Consider the following 21,417-nt stretch of genomic DNA (forward strand, 5'->3'; position numbering starts at 1 on the left):
ATTCTACCAATCATATTATTGGCCTTTAAATCCCCATTGCTTCATTACTTTGAAATCTTCTTTTATACATTCTAAAGGTGTAATACCTTGATATGCTTCTTGCTCAACAATAAAATGAATAGTCCCTCCATTTTTTAAACCCTCTTCAATAATTTCTTTTACCTGTTGAACTCCCTTACCTAAAATGGTACTTTCATATCCGTTGCCATTTGCTCTTTTGATTTCATCTTTTACATGCATTGAAACAAAGCGACCTGGATACTTTTTCACAATAGCTAATGCATCTGCACCTGTACCATATAAATTTCCCATATCAAATTGTTGTGTTACCATGGTAGGATCGGTATTATTTAGCATTACCTCATACATGGTTTCAGTGCCCATCATTTGGGTGAATTCAAAATCGTGGTTGTGATAACCAAAACGCATTCCCGATTTTTTACAGAGCTCCCCACATTTATTAAACACTTCCATAAAGCGCAACATATCGTCTTTAGACTTACGCAACCCAGATTCTAAAGATGGGCTAATCACCAATTCTTGACCAACTAATGCCGCATCTTCAATGGTATACTTCCAGGTGTCGGTAAAGTCTTTTTTTGTTGCATCCCAATGATTGGCACCCATTACAGTATGGCCAGAGGGCATTTTCATACCCAAATCGCTTAATACTTTTTTAAATTCAGTAGCAGTATAGCCATAAAATTTTCTATTCACATAATTGGCGTGCTCTACATTTTTATATCCCATTTCCGCAACGGCTTTTAAAGTAGTCAATGGGTCTTTACGCATATCTTCACGCACAGAATACAATTGAACACCCGTAATGAATTTCTTTTTGGCTGAAGCAGAAGCCCAAGAAGGAAGGGTAACAGTTGCCAAAGCAGCTAAAGTGCCTTTTTGTAAAAATTTACGACGGTTCAATTGCATATTTTTGATTTTTTGTGATAACCAAAGTACGCAAATTTTGTATGAAAGCAGCATCTGTGCACGAGATCAAACAGGCTTTAATGAGCCACTCAACCAAAGAGTTGGCAGAACTCTGTTTAAGACTGGCAAAGTTTAAGAAAGAGAATAAAGAGTTACTTACCTATTTATTATTTGAAGCACATAACGAAGAAGCTTATATAGCTGAAGTAAATCAACAGATCACAGATGAGTTTGGTGAAATTGATCCAGGCCAAAACCTTTATTTTGTAAAAAAAACCCTTCGTAAAATACTAAGAATTGCTACCAAACATATTCGCTACACTGGCTCTAAGCAAGCAGAAGTTGCCATTTTGCTGCATTTTAGTTTAAGTCTAAAAAAATCGGGGATTCCATTTATGAAAAGCACTGCATTGGCTAATTTGTATAAACAACAAATTAAAAAAATAAATGCAGCACTTGGTACCCTACATGAAGACTTGCAATACGATTACTTACAAATGATGAATGAATGCTAATTATTGCTCCTGATCAAAGTAAAGTTTGTAGTAATGTTTGCCTGTCATTTCATCGTAGCCTTTTTCTATAAGGTCTCTACGACCATGAACATATACATGAAAGTTCTTGTCTAATTTAAGTATGCTTTTAAATTGCCTTTGCTGTTTTTGAATAGCAGCTGGGTTAATAGCAAATTCGTCCTCAATATTTACTTGCTTAGCTACTTCATATTGTTGCTTATATTGGGTAAAACTATCAATTACTTCAGGGTGGTATAAAACTTCCTTACTAAACTGGTCTAATTGAAATTGATCATGGGTTTTAAAATAATCCATGCTTCTTTGTAGCATATCAATTTGATCGGTTTTGTTGGTGTCAAAATGCTCATTTAATTCTTTGCTGATAAAAAGCTTACACATTCCCAATGTTTCATTGGTATTATGGTAACTATTTACAATTGGGCTTGCTTGCAAAAAAGCAGATTTCCAAAAAGCAGCGTCCCCTTCTTTGGAAGCAGCCGATTCATGAATTAAAGCCAAAAACCCTTGATTTTGCTCTTTTCTTAGCAAAATGACCCCTTTTTCGGGCTTTTTTAGGTCAATCCCGTCTTCTAAAGTCAAATTAATGCCAGTTGGTTTGGTATTGACTTTTAAGAATTGGTCTTTGGTACAAGTATGAAAAAGGCCAATTGCGTCGGTAAAACCATCATCAAAAGGAATATTTTCAAAAAATACCATATACAATTCACCTGATTTAGCAAAAACCGACTGACTCTTAACATGAAAATGTTCAGCCAGCGTTTTACTCCCTGTTTCAAAGGAAGTGTCACCATCAAATACTTGAGCTATGGTATTGTAAACCAAGTTATTTTCTAGGCTTAAACGGTATTGTTCAGCCTCATTAAAGGGTTTTAGGAAAAAATGGGCCAGTGTTTGCTGCCAAAATTCATCAGGAATTTCATGAGCAGTTTCAGATAAAATTAGGGTGCCTCCTTGGGCTGCATTGCCCGCCTGGTGCACCATTAGCTTGTTTATTGTTACCCCGGAAATTGCATTCATAATAATGCGAATATAGAAGATAAGCGGACTTTTAAAAACCAAATTCGGAAATCGTCAATAAATTTCGGACCTTTGTACCATTCTTAACCATTAACCCTGCTACATGTACGCCCAGATTTGGACCAAGTACCTACCGATTATTCGCATATTATTAAAAAGAACTAAGCAGGATAACCAAGTGCTTGATCTTAATAGGATTGATTTTGAGCGTTTAGGAACCGGAAGAAAAGCAGGGTACAAATTCACCATTGAATTCAAGAATGGTAAAGTGGCTAATTTAATCAGCAGCTCTGCATTAGCATCAGATTTGGCAAGTGTAATGTTAGATGATGCCAATACTAAATTGATTTTAGAAGGTAGTGAGTTTACTGTATCGCTAAATACAAAGTTTCAACTACTCATAAAAGGAGTGGCCACCGAATTACCAGCAGCCACAGAAGAGTAAACATTCAAACATTGGATTTTAAAGCTGCTGAAGTACAGAGGGTACAGCAGAAGGGACTAAATTTTTAACAGGTTTTGTACTCAATAAATATTCATAGATAGCCCTTAAATCTTCTTCTTTCATTTGAGCAAAATTTTGCCAAGGCATTGGGGGAAGAAGGTGACGATTATTTGCTAAGCCCTTCCATTTACCCGTGGTCATAGCAATTTTAAATTGCTCAAAACTCCAGGTGCCAATACCAGTAGTATCAGAAGTAATATTGGCAGCATAAGCTATGCCCGCTGGCGAAACCATAGCAGTGCCTTCCGCGTAAAATAAAGCCCATCCTTTTTTTAAACTATTGGTATCTATTGCTGGTAAAATATCATTAGCCCTAAAACCTGATAGCAATTGTGCACTGTCTTCAAAAGGACCCATCGGGCCCATTTTTTTGGGGGAATGACAATCTCCACAACCGGTAATTTTAACCAAGTATTTACCACGCTCTATACTTTGCTCTTTTGAAATAGTTTGGCTTTGCGTTTGATTATTATTACTATCAAAACATGACTGGATTAAAAAACCGATGCCTACTAAACTGGCTAATACAACTATTTTTTTCATTATTATGATTTATAAAATATGATCAATTGATACTTCTTCTGGCTTCTCTTCGCCGCTTAACAGCAATAAGAAATGAAAGAAACTGTCTAATATTTTTTCAATTTTATTGTTGATCGTTTTCATTTTAATTGTTACCGCCTCCTACTCGGTTTTGTTCTTCCTGTGATGAACCTCCGTTTCTTCTTATTACATTAGAAGCATTCTTGGCAAACCGGAATGTGAAAGAAAGTGCAACATGTCTGCTATCAGAATATTGTTGAAATTTACTATCTAGGTTTTGGTAACGCTGGTCAATCTTTACTCGTTGAGAGAAGAATATGTCTCTAGCAGATAATCGGATGGTTCCTTTATTTTTGAACACCTGCTTACTTACTCCAAAACCAACTTGCCACATAGGCTCAATAAATGCTTGTGCGAGTAATAAATTTTTATGGTTATAGAACCCGCTTAATTCGGCAGACCAGCCTTTACCAAATTTAAACTGGTTATTCATATTTAGTGAAAAGGAAGTAAACTGTTCATCTAATGGTTCGTTATTGAAAATACCATTGTATTTATTGTTATAAATATTTGCAAAGAATCCTGCAGTAAGTATTTTGTTTAAAGATTTATTAAAGCCTAAGCTTAAATTAATATTCTCTCTTGATGCAACATTCTCTCTGGTTTGATAAGTAACTTTTTCAGCATCATTTGCTCTAATAATATCGGTAATGATATCCGTAGTTTTTGAATACCCCAACTTAGCAGTAATCATACCATTTTTAAAACTATATCCTAATTCGGCATTATTGGTAAACTGAGGACGCAAATTTGGATTACCTTGATTATAAGTGAAAGGATTTAGCAATAATTGAAAGGGGTTTAAATCACGATAGTTTGGGCGATCAATTCTTCTTCCAAAATTGATAGTAAACATGCTAATATCAGAAGCCTTGTAACTCAAAAACGCTGTTGGAAATAGCTGCAATAAATTTCTTTCAAACTTTTGCTGTGTTGTAATTTGGTTACCGTTCATAATGGTATTTTCTAACCGAAGACCCAATTGTAATCCCCATTTTTTCCATTGCTTGTTTCCATTTAAATAAGCAGCATAAATATTTTCTTTATAAATAAACTCATTGCTTCTTGGATCAACTTCCCATACATTATTCTTTAAAACATTAAATAATGAATTATTGTCTGTTTCTACAAAGCTCGCTTTTATACCCGCTTCTAATTTTGCATTCTTCTTTAGTGGATGTACATAATCAATTTTCCCAGTATATACTTTAACCACAGAAGGATTAAGGCCTTTTAATATATAAGGAGATTCGGCAGGATTATTTTGTTGAGGATAATAATAGCTATTCATAGTTTGGTTAAAGTCTGAGCTATTTCTTATAAAGTCTATATCTGCGGTAAGCTCTCTTCCAGTAGTATCTAACTTGGTTTTCCAATAAATATTACCAATAATATTATTTATGTTCATTGCATTTTCAGTAGCAGAATTATAAACACCTTGTAAAACACCCGCCGAGTTAATCACTTCCATTCTAGTAGGTAACTTAAAAAAGTTATTGTTAAAATTTCCTGAGAATGCCATTCCAAAACTCGTATTCTTTGTAGCCAAATAATCTAAGCTGAACTTAGTATTAAAAGGTTTCACATGAACACTCATACCAGTAGTTTGGTCTAAAACAGATAGTATTTCTTTGGTGTTTGGATTTCGAATATTGCGAGATAAATACACTTCATTAAATGAAATGTTATCAAAGTAGTTAACACTTCCAAATATGTTAAACTTCCCTTTTCTATATCCTAAACTACCATTCAACGACAATCTTCGGTTTACACCCTGAGAATAAGTTGCACCAATTGATCCATTGGTACCCATTGGTTTATTGGTTTTGGTTTTTATATTAATTATTCCAGCATTACCTGCCGCATCAAATTTTGCAGAAGGCTGTGTAATTAATTCAATTTGATCTAGCTGACTGCTGCTTAATGATTTTAAATAATTAGCTACATCGGCATTACTCATGTAAGTTGGCTTACCATCAATCATGATAACTACCCCAGCTTTACCTAACATAGAAATATTTCCATCTTTGTCTACCATTACACCAGGTGCTTTCTCAAGCACTTCTAATGCAGTAGTTCCTATATTGGTTGGGGCAGCATCAACATTAATAACTGTTTTATCGGTTTTAACTTCTACCAATTTTCTTTGAGCAACAACTGTAACAGCAGTCATTAATTTTTCTGAAGCCGTTAATACAGCTTCAATGGGCAATCCTGGTTGTTTAATGCTGCTGGTAAATTCATTATAACCCATAGCATTAACGGTTATACGAAAATTAGCCAAGGTACTAGTAAAACTAAACTTACCATCTGTATCGGTAATAGTTGTTTTTACAATTACAGTACCCGTGTCTTTTAATAAATAAACAACTGCGCCACTTATTGGCTTTCCGTCTGCTATAACAGAACCATTAATATTATTTTCTTTTGCAGCAGAAGCAGAAAGAAATAATCCTACAAAAAAGAAGAGTGTAAATAACTTTGACATAAAAAATGTTTGAGGATACAAAAGTTGCTGATTTAAAGCAGCAAGAAAATCACATAAAGAGGTGAAAAAAACTCCCTGAAAGGAGTGAAAGAAGCCAATTCTTTTTTAAGACACCATTCATCTTTACATTTTACCATTTGTTGATTAATATGCTTCTGTTTCCAACTCCGATATCACATATTTATGTGGTATGCTTTGTTTAATTCGCACAATCTGAACAAAATGTCTTTCCATATGCGCCAGTAAAAAAGCAATACTGTCACCAGTTTTTAAACTAACCCAAGAGGAAAGTGACGTAACAACACGAGTATTGCTGATATCAGCATTCATGGCCAAGTTTAGCAAACAGCTTAAATGAGCTAGATGAGTTGAAAATTCATTTAATACCTTTTCTGAATTTAATATAGTTGCTGGGATAGCATTTTTAGGTGCATCCATTTTAGAAGCAAGGCTTCCATCTGGTTTTGGCTGCATCATTTTAATAAAATAGGCGCCCAACCACCCAGACTTATAGAATTCAGGTGGGCGTTTCTTTTGTGTAATACTTTTATTAATTGCCATTTCAATTTTTGGCAGATACCATCTATTATAAAAATTTAAATGATCTAATACTTGTAGAATAGACCAACCACCATAGTTGGGTATTACACTTAAACTATCTTCATTTGCTTTCACAACTTCATGCTCAAAAGTTTGTTCTATTTGAGCCAATTGCATGGAAAGGGTTTTAATAAAATCTTGCGGGTTTTTCATGATTAAATGATTTAAAAAGTCCCAGCATAGCTGGGACCTTGCTTAATAACAAAACCTATATATGAATACGTAACCAAGGGGATACTAGACAATATTCTTTTTACCTTATTCAATACAAACTTTACCTTTTTGGGTGATTGTTTTAAACTGGTAGCCAGAATCAGATTTAACTTTAATTGAACCGGTGTTTTTAATATTAATTTTTCCTTCGCCCTGCATTGTCACAATTAGATTACTAATATTTAAAGTACTTTCAGAAAGCACTGTAGCATTGCCGATTATTTCGAGTAATTCTAGCTGATTTACTGGAACCCTTACTGTAACTTGGCCAAGTTCACTAACAGATGAGCCGTCTAATACCAATTCATTTTTACTATAAATGGTATTTACTTTTTCAGATTCAGATTGAGGAGCAATTGAAACATGTTGTTGATCTGCACTAACTAGCACTACTTTTAAATTTCCATAAACAACCAACCGCTTGTAAGGCGCAGCCATTGCTTTGCCTGCTTTAAAAGTTGGCTTCAAGCCTGTTGAAGCAAATGCACTAAAACAAAGCGCTGTTAATGCCAATGATAAGAATAAGTTTTTCATACAATTGAATTTTTTAATTATTTTAATACTGCAAAAATGCCCATTCATAAAACCAATAACAATCGCACATAGATGTGAAAAATGAACCCTAATAGGTTTGGTGCTCACATAAACATGTGGTTTTACCTCACATAGTGCTAATTTCCAAACAGCATTTGTAAATTTGTTTGTAATGAAAAAATGGATCCTTGCCTTTCTATTATTGCATGTGAGTTTAATTTGCATGGCACAAAAGGAAGGATATGCATTTTTAAAAATTGGAAAAGAAGATGGCCTGGGATTAGCCTCTAATGTCACTTATACTGTTTACCAAGACAAGCTGGGTTTTATGTGGGTGGGCACCGCAAACGGACTTCAGCGCTTTGACGGAAATAGATTTATTAATTATGGTACTAGTAAGCCTAGTAAAGATGATTTACCTATTGCAGATTTAAATCAAATTATTCCAGTTGGAAAACAGGAGCTATTACTCAATTTTGCATCACAAGGGAAAATAGGTCTATTTAATCATGCTTCATTAATTTATCAAACTATTCCCATACAATCATCCACACCAATACCTTCAAAAAGTGGAATGCGTTTGCAGCAAGACAGTAAACAAAATACTTTTTTGAATATCCATGGTGTAGGATTATTCAGGTATAGCCATAGTAAAAAAGCATTTCTTCCAGAGCATGAAATGGTACTACCAGCAGGATGGGTTGCCAATCAGGCTTTTGCAGAGAATACAAAAACTGATCAAATTTGGTTTGCCTGCCTAAATAAAGGATTAGCAGTTTATGATAGAAAACACAAAAAAGTGTACACTACAGAAAACAACCCACTTCAAATACCATTACTCAATAAAAAAAATCAATGGAAAAACTTAACTGAAATATATATAGACCAACAACAAAGGTTTTGGATTTTTAGCTGGCCCAATAGACATATAAGACAAGTTTATGATTATACGGGTAAAGAGCTTGCAGATACAGCAGGCTTAAATGTGAATCCACAATATGAAGAGTTAAGGTATTTTTTTGAAAGTAAAACAGGGAGCCTATGGATGTATGGGAGCAATGCTTTATACAGCTATAATCAAAGGTTGAACAAATTTAACTTATATAAAAGTGAATTTGGAAGTAGCATTGGTATTCAGTATGAGCATATTTATCATATGACCGAAGACAGAGATGGTAATATTTGGATTGCCAGCGACAATGGATTGTACATGTCTAGTGATCAAAATAGCAGTGGCAACGTTGTCAACTTTATTTTTAGCGAAACAAAAGGGGGAATAGAAATAACAGACATTTTAGAATTAAAAAATGGTGGATTCTGGTTGAGTACATGGGGTACAGGAATACTTACTTTATCTAATAATTTAGCCAGCTACAATAATGAATTACTCAATAATATGCCCAAGCATATTAAAGGTGAGTCCAAAATTCAATACCAACAAATCTGGAGTTTATATCAGCACAGTAATGGTAAAATTTGGTTGGGTTGTCAAGGAGGCAAGTATATGGTGTACGACACCTTACTTAAACAAATGCAATATCGAGAAGCAAAAGAAGTTGCTAGATCTACTATTCGATTTATAACAGAAGACCCCAAAGGAAATATTTGGATGAGTACACAGCGGGGTGATATTATTAAATACAATGGAAAAGGTTTTGATGTAGTTCAGAAAATAGGTACCATCGTTAGAAAAATTTTCTTTGATTCAGAAGGGCTTTTATGGGTAACATCATTAAATCAAGGATTGTATTGTTTTACTGGGGATGGAAAAACATTAGTGCATCACTACACTGTTTCGGATAAAAGCAATCCGCTTTTTCAAAAAGGAGGAGACGATATAGATCAATTAAATGATAGTACATTGGTGTTTGCTGCTGGCGCACTCAATTTTATTAATAAGAAAACGAAAAAAGTAACTTGGCTAACAACAGAAGATGGGTTACCAGCCAATTCGGTATTACGCATCAGGAAAGACCATAAAGGAAACTGCTGGATGATTACAAGAAATGGACTTTGCAGATATAATCCAGTAAATGGTGTTATTACTCCCTATGAAAAAAAGGATGGAGTTGTAATAGCTAACTTAACCACTGAAGCAGATTATATTACCAGCGATCAATTTGTTCTATTTGCTGGATCTAATGGCTTATTGTATTTTTCTACAACTGCTTTTACTAATAATACAATACCTCCTGATGTAGCTTTTACCGATTTTAAACTCTCCAATACTTATATACCAGTAGATTCTTTGCAATTATTACCTAAAGTATTGTTGAATTCGCATCAAAACAGTTTTTCAATAAGTTTTTCTGCACTCAGCTTTATCCTAAGAGATAAGCTTACTTACTATTATAAAATGGTAGGGATAGACCAGGATTGGATTAAAGCGGATAGAAATAATACTGTTAACTACTCTTATTTAAGGCCTGGCAATTATACTTTTCAAATTTATTGCGAAGACAATGATGGCAATAGGTCTAACAATATTAGTAGCATGCAAATCTATATTAGACCACCATTTTGGAGAACAGGGTGGTTTATTAGTCTATTATTAACCATAGTAGCTTTAATAGCTTATACCATGCATCGATTAAGGTTAAATAAATTAATAGAAGTAGAAAATATTAGAACAAGGGTAGCAAGAGATTTGCACGACGATATGGGAAGTACACTTAGCACCATTAATATTTTAAGTTCAATGGCTAAAGCAAGACTTGCCGATAATATTAAAACAGGGGAATACTTGAATAAAATTTCTGACAATAGTCAAAGAATGATGGAAGCAATGGATGATATTGTTTGGAGCATCAAACCGGCTAACGACAGTATGCAAAAAATTGTGGCAAGAATGCGAGAGTTTGCCACCAATGTGTGTGAAGCAAAAGATATTGAACTCCAATTCTTATGTGCCGATATGGTTAATGAAGTGAAATTGAATATGGAAGCACGCAGAGATTTCTTTCTAATTTTTAAAGAAGCCGTTAATAATGCAGCTAAATATTCAAAATCTTCAAGTATCATAATTGAACTTTCGGTTATTGGTAAAAAATTAATCTTATCTATCATAGACAATGGGTTAGGTTTTGATACAAAAACCACAGATAATGGAAATGGATTGGGTAATATGAAGAAGCGTACAGATGCTTTGAATGGTATTTTAATAATCAATTCTGAATTAAATAAAGGAACCAATATTCAATTACAAATACCAGTTCAATAAAAAACAATGAATAGAGCACTTAGCCAAAAATTCAGATTTTTTACTTTCATTAGTATTTGTTTGCTGTCTTACGTGCACGGGTACAATTTAAAGGAAACTTATTTAGCTCCTTATAGTACCGTAGAAGAGTCCCTGAGTTTTACTAGTTTTTTTGAATACTTATTTGCCAATGGACTCCTTAGGTTTAGGATACCGCTCTTGTTCATTATTTCCGGATATTTATTTGCTTTATTTGATTCAAGGTCCTATTTAGAAAGTATCAAAAAAAGAGTTAAGACTTTAATGATCCCTTATTTATTATGGAGCGCAATAGCATTGTTGTTTACTTATGCACTACAACAATTTAAGGGTAGTGCAGCAATTGTAGCTCAAACAGGAATAGATCAAATGGGCGATAATAGGCCGTATAGTGAAATAGGTTGGAATGGCGTTTTCTTTAGGTGGATTTTTACACCCATTGCCTTTCAGCTTTGGTTTATTATGGCATTGTTTATATACAATCTTATTTATCCATTTATTAGATGGGTCTTACAAAAAGTTCCAATTATTTGGTTGAGTTTTACTTTTCTTATCTGGTTCTTTCCCATTCAGTTTTTCATATTTGATGGCCAAGGGTTATTCTTTTTTAGTGTTGGGGTATTGGCACAAAAAAGGGGAATTTTTTTAGAGAAAAGGCCCGAATGGTTAAGCACTGGAATATTTTTAATTCTATTTATAGGTATAAGTGTAATAAAAACTTTTATGGCATTCGAGCTAGAGCCCAATGTCATTAAAACACAATTAACACTCACCATTTTACATAGAATAGCCATTCTTTGTGGTATGGTTGCTATATGGTATGGAATAGATCCAATTATAAAATATACCATCAACCAAAAATGGTTTCTCCAAATTAGCAAACACTCTTTTTTCATATTTGCCTTACATGTACCCATGCTTCCTTATTTAATGACTTACGCATTAAATATTACGTCCAATTTTTGGCTAAACAGAATAACCTGTTATTTATTGATTCCATTGTTAGTAATAGCAATTAGTATTGCAGTTGGTGAATTAATCAGAAAATCGGTTCCAAAAATCTATTCGGTTTTAACAGGCGGAAGGGGGTACTAAAATAAATACATATTTATGTGATTGTATAAACCCATTTCAATTTGTAGTTTTAACATACAATTCAACTTAATGATTAAAGTACTCATATACGAAGACAATCCTCAATTAAGAGAAGGTTTAACCATGCTTATTGATGGAAGCGATGGATTCAGGGTTGTTGCTGCATACAAAAATTGTAACAATGCAATAGATGAAGTAGCTGCATTTAATCCAGATGTCATTTTAATGGATATAGACATGCCTGGTATAAATGGAATTGAGGGATTGAAAAATATTAGGACAAAAAATACTGAAGTAAAAATATTAATGCTCACCGTATTTGACGACAATAAAAATGTATTTGAGTCAATTAAAAATGGTGCAAATGGATATATTTTAAAAAAGACTGCACCAGCACGTTTACTAGAATATATTACAGAAGCTGCAAGCGGAGGCGCACCTATGAGTGCCAATATAGCAACACAAGTTTTGAAAATGTTTTCTGCTATGAACAATCAAAAAGGAGAAGACTATAATTTAAGTGAAAGAGAAAAACAAGTACTTCAGTTTTTAGTGAATGGATACAGTTATAAAATGATTGCAGCCGAAATGATTATTGCTATTGACACAGTTAGAAGTCATATTAAAAAGATTTATGAGAAATTACATGTGAACAGTAAAAGTGAAGCAGTAGCTAAGGCATTTAAAGATAAAATTGTTTAAATTGTGGGATGGATTTAGGCCTACAAAAACAATTATTTATAGTTGGAGGAGCTACCTCAGGATTTGGAAAAGCCATTACCCTAGCTTTAGTAAACGAAGGTGCATTGGTGATAGCAATTGCAAGAGGAATAGATAAACTAGCCGAGCTGCAATTAACAGCACCCAATCAAATAAATATATTAGCAGGCGACTTAGCCGAAGAAGAAACTCTTTCAAGATTATTAGAACTAATTAATGACCAACCCATACACGGTATGGTTGTTAATGCAGGAGGCCCACCTGCAAAAATGGTATTAGAAACCACCTTAGAAGATTGGGATAAAGCTTATCATACAATTTTAAGATGGAAAGTGGCGCTTACACAAGCAATTGTTCCTAAAATGGTGAATGCAGGCTATGGCAGAATTGTTTATATAGAAAGTGTTTCAGTAAAACAGCCAGTTGAAAATTTGGTATTAAGTACCGCTTTAAGACTAGCTGTAGTGGGAATGGTTAAAACCCTTTCTCAAGAAATAGCTTCAACCGGTGTTACATTAAATATATTAGGACCAGGCTCACATAATACCCCTGCAATCAATAGACTTTATACCAAGAAAGCAGAGCAAACTGGACTACCGTTTGATCAAGTGAAAGAAATTGGAATCCAGCAAATACCAGTAGGTAAACTTGGAGAAGCAGCCGATTTTGCTGGATTGGCCATTTGGTTATTGAGTTCACAAAGTAAATTTATTACAGGTCAAACCATCACAATAGATGGAGGAGCAGTAAAAGGAATCATGGGTTAACCGCCCAGTTCTTGTTGCATTAACAAAGCGGTTGCTGCATTAGCCAATAAAAACTTTTCATCTGGTAAAATATCTTTAGCAAAATAAACGGTGCCTCTATCTAGTAGTGAAACAGCTGCCAATGGTTGTCCTTCTTTGGTTAAGAATGCAAATCCATTTGCCCCAAAAGGCATATTCATAATTTTACCTTTATTGTTTTCTACACTACTAATAGGCACTATTTGGTAATAGTGATTCTTACTTTTAGCTAAGTAACCAATATAATTTTTAGCAGGCTGCTGAGAGGTATAGTTATCATGAACCAATTGCCATGGACTTTCTTCCTTATTCATATATAATTGAACATAGAACATAGAAGTAGAGGGCTTTTTTGCTTGTTGAAAAATGTCTAATGCAATATTCAAAAGACTATTTTCATTTTTGCCAATTTGAAATTCGCGTGCGTTAAAATTAGCAACAGCAAAAACATCTGATTGATTAGATGTTCCATCAGATAAACCAAATCTCAGTGTTTGCTTTTTATCAATATAACCTACAGAAATAATATTTGCATACTCAGGGGTGCCAGGCATTCCCGTTCCTATTCCATATTTTGAATTTCCACCTCTTGTCCAAGAGCGTTTTACATAACTAGTAGCATAATCGCCAAAACTTATTTTTTCTTTTATAAAAGCAATTCCCCTTCCTTTTACAGGAAAAGTTTCTTTGTCATTCCAAGCATCACCTTGTAAAGAAAGCTTTACAGAGGAACAGCTACTTAATAAGACAATAATTATAGATGCAAAAAGTATAAGGGATTTATTCATTTTTTTAATAATATTCATAAGTAAAAGTTAGTTCTACGTTGCTACCTATTAAACGCTTCTTTCTCTCTGTAACATATCCATCTGCATCATATTTATACGTATAATTGGCTTCATATGTTACACTATTGTTTGTAGCATAAGAAACCACTTTTCCTGGGTTATTTTTCATCATAACTATACCAGGAATAAAAGTACTTGAATAGGTATAGCCTTCTGCATTATTTTTATTATCATAAGATAAAAACACAGTATGGTCTACCAAAACAAACTGTGGACCAGTTTGATACCTGCAATAGGTTTTTTCATCAATTAGATTACCCAAAGCGTCATACACATAATCAATTCTTAATGCATTGGGAGCATCGTAAGCATTCGGCTTCATTAACTCTAAAATGGAGACAAGTTTATTTTGCTCATTAATGGTTGGAATAATTGTACTAATCCATCTACCTGTTATAGCAGTTGATCTAATTGAATCGAGTCTATTTAAAGTATAATAATACTCCTGCGTACCAGTTAATGATTGTTGCTTAACAAGCTTTCCAGATTCGTAGGTTAGCGATGTTTCTAATTTAGAGACTGTTCTATCTACCACGTTATTAATGTATTGAATGGTATAATTAGTGAGGTCTTTGTTGTTATTATAAGTAAACAATTGAAACTCTAATGGATCTGTAGAAATCTTTTTGAGTAATTTTTTGGATAAGTCTGGATTGGGAATAGGATTAGGCACTGGATCTTTCTTACAGGATATTAAGAAAACCATTGAAAGAAATAGAAAGAGATTTTTCATGAATAGTGATATTAAACTTGAGCAAAGAAAAAACACTCATGTGATTGAAACAATCACATGAGTATGTGAGTTTTTTAATAGTACTCGTAAAATGCTACTTCAGCATTAGGAGACCCTACTGTTGTTGAAGTCTTTTTTATTATGTTTCCAGCTGTATCAAACTGATATACAAAAGAGATATCTTCAGACAAATCATTGCTGTGATCGTATACCTGCATTCTTCCCGGATTATTTTTCATGAAAACCATTCCAGGAATATAACTTTCAGTATAACTAAACTGATCAGGGTTTCGCTTGCTATCGTAACCAGAAAAAACGGTTCTTTCTTGCAAAACAAAATCACTATTATTAGTCATTTTTAAGGCAAAACTCGACCCAATTAAGTTTCCTGCGGCATCATAAGTGAAAACTCTTTGGGCTGCAACTGGCAGAAGAGGCAATAATCCTGGAAGCCTAGTTGTAATAGACAATAATTGGTTCTGAGCATTTATCTGAGGAAAATCAACGCTAACTAACCTACTAGTCAAAGTATATTTTCTAATAGAATCTAATTTGTCCCCAGTATAATGATAGGTCATATACCCATCAGCATATTGCACTTTATTCAACTTATTGCTTTCATAAGTTAAAACAGCTTCTTCAGTAATAATCCCGTTGTTAATAGGATCATCTACATATTGATTGGTTAGCTTTACGAGTTGCTTACTTTCATTGTAAGTAAACAATTGAAAATCATTAGGGCTTGTGTAGATTTTTTTTAAGAGTTTGGTTTCCACAACAGGGCCTGGTACTGGATTATCCGATTTTTTACACGAAAAAAGCAGCAAGGATAGTATAGCCGCAAAAAAAACATTCATTGGTTTCATTGGAATTAATTTAGGATTGCAAAGAACCCCTTTAAGCCAACTCGAACCAATCACATATTAATGTGAATTAGATTTCTTTAACAAATGAATGGTTCTTTTCTTTAAGAACCTGCTAAAATTTTCTTTGCCAATTCTTAACCCGCCAATACCACTCATATTAAAACTGAGATTGTTGCCATAATGCAAAATAGCAGTAAGAGCAGACTCATTTATACTTACTGAACCTGCATGAATTCGGTTGGCAATACTCTCTGCTTCCTCATTGGTTGCTGCAAACACTGCAGCACCTAAAGAATATTTAGAAGCGTTGGCTAATTCAACTACTTCTTCTGTAGAACTAAAAGACATAATAGGCATGATAGGTCCAAAAGTTTCTTCCTTCATTAATAACATATTATGCGTAACGTTAACCAAAATGGTTGGTCTGCAATAAAAACCACCATGAATTTGTTCGCAACTTTCGCTTCCAGTTAAAATAATTGCCCCCAAAGCTTTTGCATCTTCTAAATGGGTATTGATGGTTAACACTTGCTTTTCAAAAATGATGGGACCAATTTCACCTTTGTGTTGGTCATCTGCAACTAGCTGAAGTGCTTTTGTTTTTTCAATTAATAAATCAACTAAATCATCATGAATAGACTCATGAACATAAACTCTCTCAAAACTCAAACAATTTTGTCCGGCATTGGTAGTACTCCCCTTTAAAATAGCTGTTGCTGCAACTTCCAAGTTAGCCCCTTGCAAAACAATTGCTGGATCCTTGGCCCCAATTTCCATTAATACAGGGGTTAATTTTTTACTCGCAACTAAAGCAATTTTCTTTCCTGTATTTACTGAACCCGTGAAACAAACAAAGTCTGCCTGATCTACCATTGTTGCACCAGCGCTTGCATCACCAGGCGTAAATAAAAGTATTTTTTGAAGCCCAGGAACTGCAAGAATAGTTCTATTCATCACTTCAATAAAGCGAGGGGTTATTTCACTAGGTTTTACTAAAACGGCAGCTCCTGATAAAAGGGCAGGAATGGTATCCATCATAGACAAAGCCAACGGAAAATTCCATGGGCTAATAACCCCAATTAATTGGTATGGAATCCAATTGGCATATTCTTCATAAAAGCTGTTAGTAATAGCACACCATTTATCAATAGAGTCAATCACCCAATCTACTTCAGCTGTGGTTTCCCAAGTTCTACCTGTGTCAGCAGCTAATGCTCCTATCAACAATTCTCTATTGACAATAATAGATTGTTTCCATTCTTGTAAAACTGCAATACGATTGGTAATGCCCGATCTTACCCAAGCATCTTGATGGTTCCGTAATTGCTTACAACATTGTACTATTTGAGCAGCAGTACAATCCGGTATTTCATAATCGTACACACCGGTTCTAGGATTTCTAACTCGCATAATTGCATATAAAGTTATGCTTTGCGAACGTATTTTGTTAGAATAACAATCATTTGGCCTTCAATTTTACCCTCAATTTGTTCTGTGTTATCGGGCACCAAACGAATATTCTTAACAACTGTACCCATTTTTGCATTCAAGCTGGTTCCCTTAACATCTAAAGATTTGGTTAAAACAATTGAGTCTCCAGTAAATAGTTGTTGCCCATTGCAATCCAAATGCAAATCTACAGTACCATCATTATCGTGATCTCCCGTTGCTTTGGCCCAAGCCAATTTATCATCGTCTAAATAAAGCATATCTAATAAATCTGCAGCCCAAGATTCATTTCTTAATCTATTCAACATTCTCCAAGATACTACTTGAATACCTGGCACTTCACTCCACATGGCAGTATTTAAACAGTCCCAATGTTTGCTGTCTAAAGCTTCTTTCTTTTCTATTTGCTGCAAACATTTACTACAAATCATTATGCAATTGTCTTCGGTAGTTCTATCTACAGGAGGAACTTCATATAAAGACAAAGGGGTTGATGCAGCACATAGCTCACATTGGTTTTGGCTTCGCTGCGCAAGAGATTGCTCTAATTTCATAAACTAAGATTTATTCTAAAGCGCCGAAGGTAGCTTTTTTAGCAATGGGCTAAAATGATAAAAATCATATCATTATTTTATCAATAGCTTATGAAACTTCTCTACTTCCGCTTTCTCAATCGGTGTTAAATGCTCTTTTCGATTGTATTTATCAAAAAGAAAAATCACCCGCTTATGTTGGGGATATTTTGCAAGAATAGCTTCCATTTTTTCGCCAAGCCGCAAATCTTTTTCGAATAAGGGCTTACCCACTGTTGCAGGAGCTTTTTCTCGGGTATGCATTCTATTGATGGTGGCTTCTAATGTAGCCAATAAATTGGGTGGCATATCGGGCACTTTAGTTGCTTTAGCCAACAAGCCCTGCAATTGTTTTTTACTTAAACTACCTCGTTCTTCGTACTGGTGCATTAAACTCATCACAAACAAAGCATCGGGATTGTGTTTATAACAAGCTTCCAATACCCTATCTATAATATCTAATTTCCCCTTTGGCATAGGTCAAAGATACAAAATCACTTTGCTAACCCTTTTCCTATAATTCCACCACTTACTTCTAGTGTTGTTCCATGTACAGCTTCGTTTTCAACAATAAAACGAATGGTTTGCATAATTTCTTCTGGATTCACCAACCTTCCCAAAGGAATATCCGACACAATTTTTTGCAATATTTCTGGATTAATTGAAGTAAGCATTGGAGTAGCTACATAACCAGGCGCAATAGCAGCAACCCTAATATGGTTAATATTTCTTGCATGAAATTCACCAGCTAAAATTTTAGGCCAAAGCGCAATAGCAGCTTTGGTAGAAGCGTAATTGAGTTGACCTAATTCACCCACTTTATTAATAGAGGAAATTGGAATTAATACTCCCCTACATTGATGATTGACCATTTTAATAGCTGCTTCTCTCAGGGTAATAAACACACCTGTAAGATTCACATCAATTACTTGTTTGAATTGCTCGGTACTCATGAATTTTTTAACCTTCCCAGATTCACGATCAGGGGTAATCATATAACTGTCTCTAATAATACCTGCGCAAGCCAACACAATATTGATAGCACCAAATTCATTGATAGCAAAATCCATTAAAGCAGTTACCGAATTTTCATCAGTAACATTGGTTACTTTATATTTTGCTTTCAAACCTGCAGTTACTAATTCTGTTGTGATTAATTGTAGCTTTTCTTCATTCATATCAGCTAATACCACACTTGACCCTAATGCAGCCAATGAACGAGCAGCTTCTTCTCCTAAACCACTAGCAGCACCTGTTATAACCGTAACACTATTTTTAATTTGCATGTTGAATTAAATTATTTTATAAATGATTGGATCAAAGCCGCTATTTGTTTAGCACTTTCCCCGTATAACATGGTTTGGTGATTGCCACTTACTTGCTCATACTTTGCATTAGATAATAGGTTCGCTGTTTCTTTCGCTAATTCCTCTGGTAATAAAGCAGCACCTAAATTGTATATACCAGGCGCATTAATTAAAATGGTTTCCTGTTTGCATAACCCTATTATCTCTCCCCAAGGCATACCTAAGCTTCCTTTCAAAACTGCTTCCATCATATGTTCCGGCTTGCTTCTAGGAGTAACTGTTCCATCGGCATTTTGAAAAACATCCGCTTTATAATACGAAAGCATTGCTTCATCCCAAAAGGAAAGATAAGGAGCTTGTTTAACTTTATTTATATAATCATCAAAACTATCAAAGGTTTTACCAAGCCTACCCAAAGCAGGAACTAACATTTCCTTTGTATTAGGATGCATGTTTACTGCAGCATCTAAAAGCACTAATTTTTTTACCATTGCAGGATAATAAATGGCCAAATACAAGCCTAAAAATCCGCCGAAAGAATGACCAACAATATGAATGGATGTTATATCTAAGTTATCAAGCATTCCAACAATATCTTTTGCATGATCAAGCATGGTGTATCCAGTACTTGGCTGATCACTTAAACCTCGGCCCCTAAGATCCACCGAAATAAATCTATATTTTTCAGCTAAAAAATTTTGAAAGATTGCATCAAAAGCATGCGAATTAGCAGTAAGTCCATGAATGAATAAAATGGGTTCAAGTTGATTGCTATTGCTTGAATCACTATCTAAAAAATGCAATTGAATGCCGTTGGATGATATAAACTTACTTTGCATTTTCATGTCTTTTTTTCAGTTCATGTTTTAATACTTTGCCCGCAATATTCCTTGGCAATTCTGCAATTATCATGATTTCACTTAGCTTTTGAAATCTTGCATCAATATGATTGTTTACCCAATTTTGTATTTCAATGGAAGAAGACGCCCGCATATTTTCTTTAAGCACAACTGCCGCAACGGGTGTTTCGCCCCATTCGGGATGTGGCACGCCAAAAACAGCTACATCGCTAACAGCTTCGTGTTGAATAACTACTTCTTCAATATCTGCTGGGTATACATTCACTCCGCCAGATATAATTAAGTCTTTTTTTCTACCTGTTAAATACAGAAATCCATCTTCATCCAAATAACCTAAATCGCCCGTATACAGCCAACCCCCTTTTAATGCTGCAACAGTTTGTTCAGCATTTTTATAATAACCATCCATTAAAAGAGGGCCTGTTCCTACAATTTCACCAGTAGATCCAATAGGCAGCTCTTGGCCTTGATCGTCTTTAATTTTGATTTGCATAAAACTAGGTGGATACCCTACCGATCCGGTTTTACGCATTGAATCAGTTTTATCTAAAATGGTCATAAACCCTTCTGTTAATCCGTATAGCTCATAAAACACACCGGGCAATTGTTTGTTTAAGGCCTGTTTATGTTCAAGCAAAAGAGGGGCTCCTACAGAAAGAATATATTCAATAGAAGTCAGCGTTGACTTAGTAAATAAAGGCTGTTGTAAACATGCAATAATTTGAGAAGGCACCAAAATAGTGTGGGTTACTTTTTCTTGCTGAATATCTAACACCACTTGCGCTGGATCAAAATGATCGTGCAAAATATAGGTGCATCCTAAATACATAGCAGGCATCAATGTTAAAAAAGAGCCATTAAAAATAATTGAACCCGAGTGCATCACAACACTTTCAGGAGTCATTCTGTAATAGTTTGCAAACAAAGAACCATATAAGGCTCTTACTGCATGAGAAATTACAATCCCCTTGGGTAAACCAGTTGTACCACTGCTGTAAATAATATTATAAGTATCATCACCTATTAAAGATTCTACTGCAGGTTCAGTTGTATCAAAAGCAGCTTTTTGAGTATGGTAAGAACCAACCCCATTCGATGATTCAGCATTGGTTACCCATACTAAAGCATCATTGTTTAAATGCAAGAGGGGTTTAACTTCATTTAAATAAGGAAGGGTTTCTTTATTAATAATTATTAAAGCAGTATCCGCATTAATAATTAAGTTCGCCAATCCATGACCCCTTAATAAAGGACTTAGTGGAACAGCCACTGCACCCATTTTAGCACATGCCCAATATACTTCCCATAATTCTAAACAATTAGGTAAAACAGTAGCTACTTTGTCTCCCTTTTTAATACCTGCATGTTTTAATGCATGAATCAATTGATTCACGTTGGCATTTAACTGAGTAAAACTTAAACGATGCTTACCACAAATAATAGCAGTTTTATTGGGCTTATATTTTGCATGATTGGTGAGCCAATGCTGAATGGTTAAATGATTGCTATACATGACCT

21 protein-coding genes are annotated in these 21,417 nt (G+C 34.5%); 6 read left to right on the top strand and 15 right to left on the bottom strand.

Going from position 1 to position 21,417, the window contains the following annotated elements; all coding sequences use genetic code 11:
• Nucleotides 1–15 precede the first annotated feature (15 nt).
• A complete protein-coding gene (locus Q8S25_RS11945; RefSeq protein WP_305538034.1) occupies nucleotides 16–930 on the bottom strand; it encodes a sugar phosphate isomerase/epimerase in 915 nt (304 codons plus the stop codon).
• Nucleotides 931–971: 41 nt separating this feature from the next.
• Between Q8S25_RS11945 and Q8S25_RS11950 the strand changes: the two genes are divergently transcribed.
• Entirely contained in the window at nucleotides 972–1,445 is a 474-nt protein-coding gene (locus Q8S25_RS11950) for a hypothetical protein (RefSeq protein WP_305538036.1), read from the top strand.
• Here the strand turns inward: Q8S25_RS11950 and Q8S25_RS11955 are convergent, their stop codons facing one another.
• Nucleotides 1,446–2,483 (bottom strand): nucleoid-associated protein, encoded by a 1,038-nt coding sequence (locus Q8S25_RS11955; protein ID WP_305538038.1) that lies wholly within the window; start codon nucleotides 2,481–2,483, stop codon nucleotides 1,446–1,448.
• A gap of 103 nt (nucleotides 2,484–2,586) precedes the next feature.
• On the opposite strand from Q8S25_RS11955, the gene Q8S25_RS11960 reads away from it, so the two are divergent.
• A complete protein-coding gene (locus Q8S25_RS11960; protein WP_305538040.1) occupies nucleotides 2,587–2,928 on the top strand; it encodes a hypothetical protein in 342 nt (113 codons plus the stop codon).
• An 18-nt stretch (nucleotides 2,929–2,946) separates the two neighbouring features.
• Here Q8S25_RS11960 and Q8S25_RS11965 read toward each other — a convergent pair whose 3' ends face one another.
• The 4 genes from Q8S25_RS11965 to Q8S25_RS11980 form a co-directional block, all read right to left on the bottom strand.
• Entirely contained in the window at nucleotides 2,947–3,531 is a 585-nt protein-coding gene (locus Q8S25_RS11965) for a c-type cytochrome (protein WP_305538042.1), read from the bottom strand.
• 124 nt (nucleotides 3,532–3,655) lie between these two features.
• Nucleotides 3,656–6,079: a TonB-dependent receptor domain-containing protein gene (locus Q8S25_RS11970; RefSeq protein WP_305538044.1), complete on the bottom strand. Its 2,424-nt coding sequence runs from the start codon at nucleotides 6,077–6,079 to the stop codon at nucleotides 3,656–3,658.
• 144 nt (nucleotides 6,080–6,223) lie between these two features.
• Nucleotides 6,224–6,832 (bottom strand): DinB family protein, encoded by a 609-nt coding sequence (locus tag Q8S25_RS11975; protein WP_305538046.1) that lies wholly within the window; start codon nucleotides 6,830–6,832, stop codon nucleotides 6,224–6,226.
• Between the two features lie 105 nt (nucleotides 6,833–6,937).
• A complete protein-coding gene (locus Q8S25_RS11980; RefSeq protein ID WP_305538048.1) occupies nucleotides 6,938–7,426 on the bottom strand; it encodes a GIN domain-containing protein in 489 nt (162 codons plus the stop codon).
• 172 nt (nucleotides 7,427–7,598) lie between these two features.
• Here Q8S25_RS11980 and Q8S25_RS11985 point away from each other — a divergent pair, with 172 nt between their 5' ends.
• The 4 genes from Q8S25_RS11985 (at nucleotide 7,599) to Q8S25_RS12000 (ending at nucleotide 13,246) form a co-directional block, all read left to right on the top strand.
• A complete protein-coding gene (locus Q8S25_RS11985) occupies nucleotides 7,599–10,646 on the top strand; it encodes a two-component regulator propeller domain-containing protein (protein WP_305538050.1) in 3,048 nt (1,015 codons plus the stop codon).
• Nucleotides 10,647–10,652: 6 nt separating this feature from the next.
• A complete protein-coding gene (locus Q8S25_RS11990; protein ID WP_305538052.1) occupies nucleotides 10,653–11,759 on the top strand; it encodes an acyltransferase in 1,107 nt (368 codons plus the stop codon).
• 69 nt (nucleotides 11,760–11,828) lie between these two features.
• On the top strand, nucleotides 11,829–12,461 hold the full coding sequence (locus Q8S25_RS11995) for a response regulator transcription factor (RefSeq protein ID WP_305538054.1): 633 nt from the start codon (nucleotides 11,829–11,831) through the stop codon (nucleotides 12,459–12,461).
• A gap of 8 nt (nucleotides 12,462–12,469) precedes the next feature.
• Entirely contained in the window at nucleotides 12,470–13,246 is a 777-nt protein-coding gene (locus Q8S25_RS12000) for an SDR family oxidoreductase (protein WP_305538056.1), read from the top strand.
• Here the strand turns inward: Q8S25_RS12000 and Q8S25_RS12005 are convergent.
• The 9 genes from Q8S25_RS12005 to Q8S25_RS12045 form a co-directional block, all read right to left on the bottom strand.
• On the bottom strand, nucleotides 13,243–14,070 hold the full coding sequence (locus tag Q8S25_RS12005; protein ID WP_305538058.1) for a hypothetical protein: 828 nt from the start codon (nucleotides 14,068–14,070) through the stop codon (nucleotides 13,243–13,245). The genes Q8S25_RS12000 and Q8S25_RS12005 overlap by 4 nt on opposite strands.
• Nucleotides 14,057–14,845, bottom strand: coding sequence for a hypothetical protein (locus Q8S25_RS12010; RefSeq protein ID WP_305538060.1), 789 nt, complete (start codon nucleotides 14,843–14,845; stop codon nucleotides 14,057–14,059). Before Q8S25_RS12010 ends, Q8S25_RS12005 begins: the two co-directional genes overlap by 14 nt.
• Before the next feature lie 74 nt (nucleotides 14,846–14,919).
• Nucleotides 14,920–15,711 (bottom strand): hypothetical protein, encoded by a 792-nt coding sequence (locus Q8S25_RS12015; RefSeq protein WP_305538062.1) that lies wholly within the window; start codon nucleotides 15,709–15,711, stop codon nucleotides 14,920–14,922.
• A 57-nt stretch (nucleotides 15,712–15,768) separates the two neighbouring features.
• Entirely contained in the window at nucleotides 15,769–17,121 is a 1,353-nt protein-coding gene (locus Q8S25_RS12020; protein ID WP_305538064.1) for an aldehyde dehydrogenase family protein, read from the bottom strand.
• A 14-nt stretch (nucleotides 17,122–17,135) separates the two neighbouring features.
• A complete protein-coding gene (locus Q8S25_RS12025; protein WP_305538066.1) occupies nucleotides 17,136–17,714 on the bottom strand; it encodes an alkylphosphonate utilization protein in 579 nt (192 codons plus the stop codon).
• A 72-nt stretch (nucleotides 17,715–17,786) separates the two neighbouring features.
• Nucleotides 17,787–18,209: a hypothetical protein gene (locus Q8S25_RS12030; protein ID WP_305538068.1), complete on the bottom strand. Its 423-nt coding sequence runs from the start codon at nucleotides 18,207–18,209 to the stop codon at nucleotides 17,787–17,789.
• A gap of 17 nt (nucleotides 18,210–18,226) precedes the next feature.
• Nucleotides 18,227–19,018, bottom strand: coding sequence for an SDR family oxidoreductase (locus Q8S25_RS12035; RefSeq protein WP_305538070.1), 792 nt, complete (start codon nucleotides 19,016–19,018; stop codon nucleotides 18,227–18,229).
• 11 nt (nucleotides 19,019–19,029) lie between these two features.
• On the bottom strand, nucleotides 19,030–19,878 hold the full coding sequence (locus Q8S25_RS12040) for an alpha/beta fold hydrolase (protein ID WP_305538072.1): 849 nt from the start codon (nucleotides 19,876–19,878) through the stop codon (nucleotides 19,030–19,032).
• Nucleotides 19,868–21,412 carry a class I adenylate-forming enzyme family protein gene (locus Q8S25_RS12045; RefSeq protein WP_305538074.1) on the bottom strand — a complete coding sequence of 515 codons (1,545 nt, stop codon included), beginning with the start codon at nucleotides 21,410–21,412 and terminating at the stop codon, nucleotides 19,868–19,870. The genes Q8S25_RS12040 and Q8S25_RS12045 overlap by 11 nt, the downstream gene beginning before the upstream one ends.
• Nucleotides 21,413–21,417 lie beyond the last annotated feature (5 nt).

It is taken from the genome of Sediminibacterium sp., from assembly GCF_030695065.1.
Taxonomy (GTDB): domain Bacteria; phylum Bacteroidota; class Bacteroidia; order Chitinophagales; family Chitinophagaceae; genus Sediminibacterium.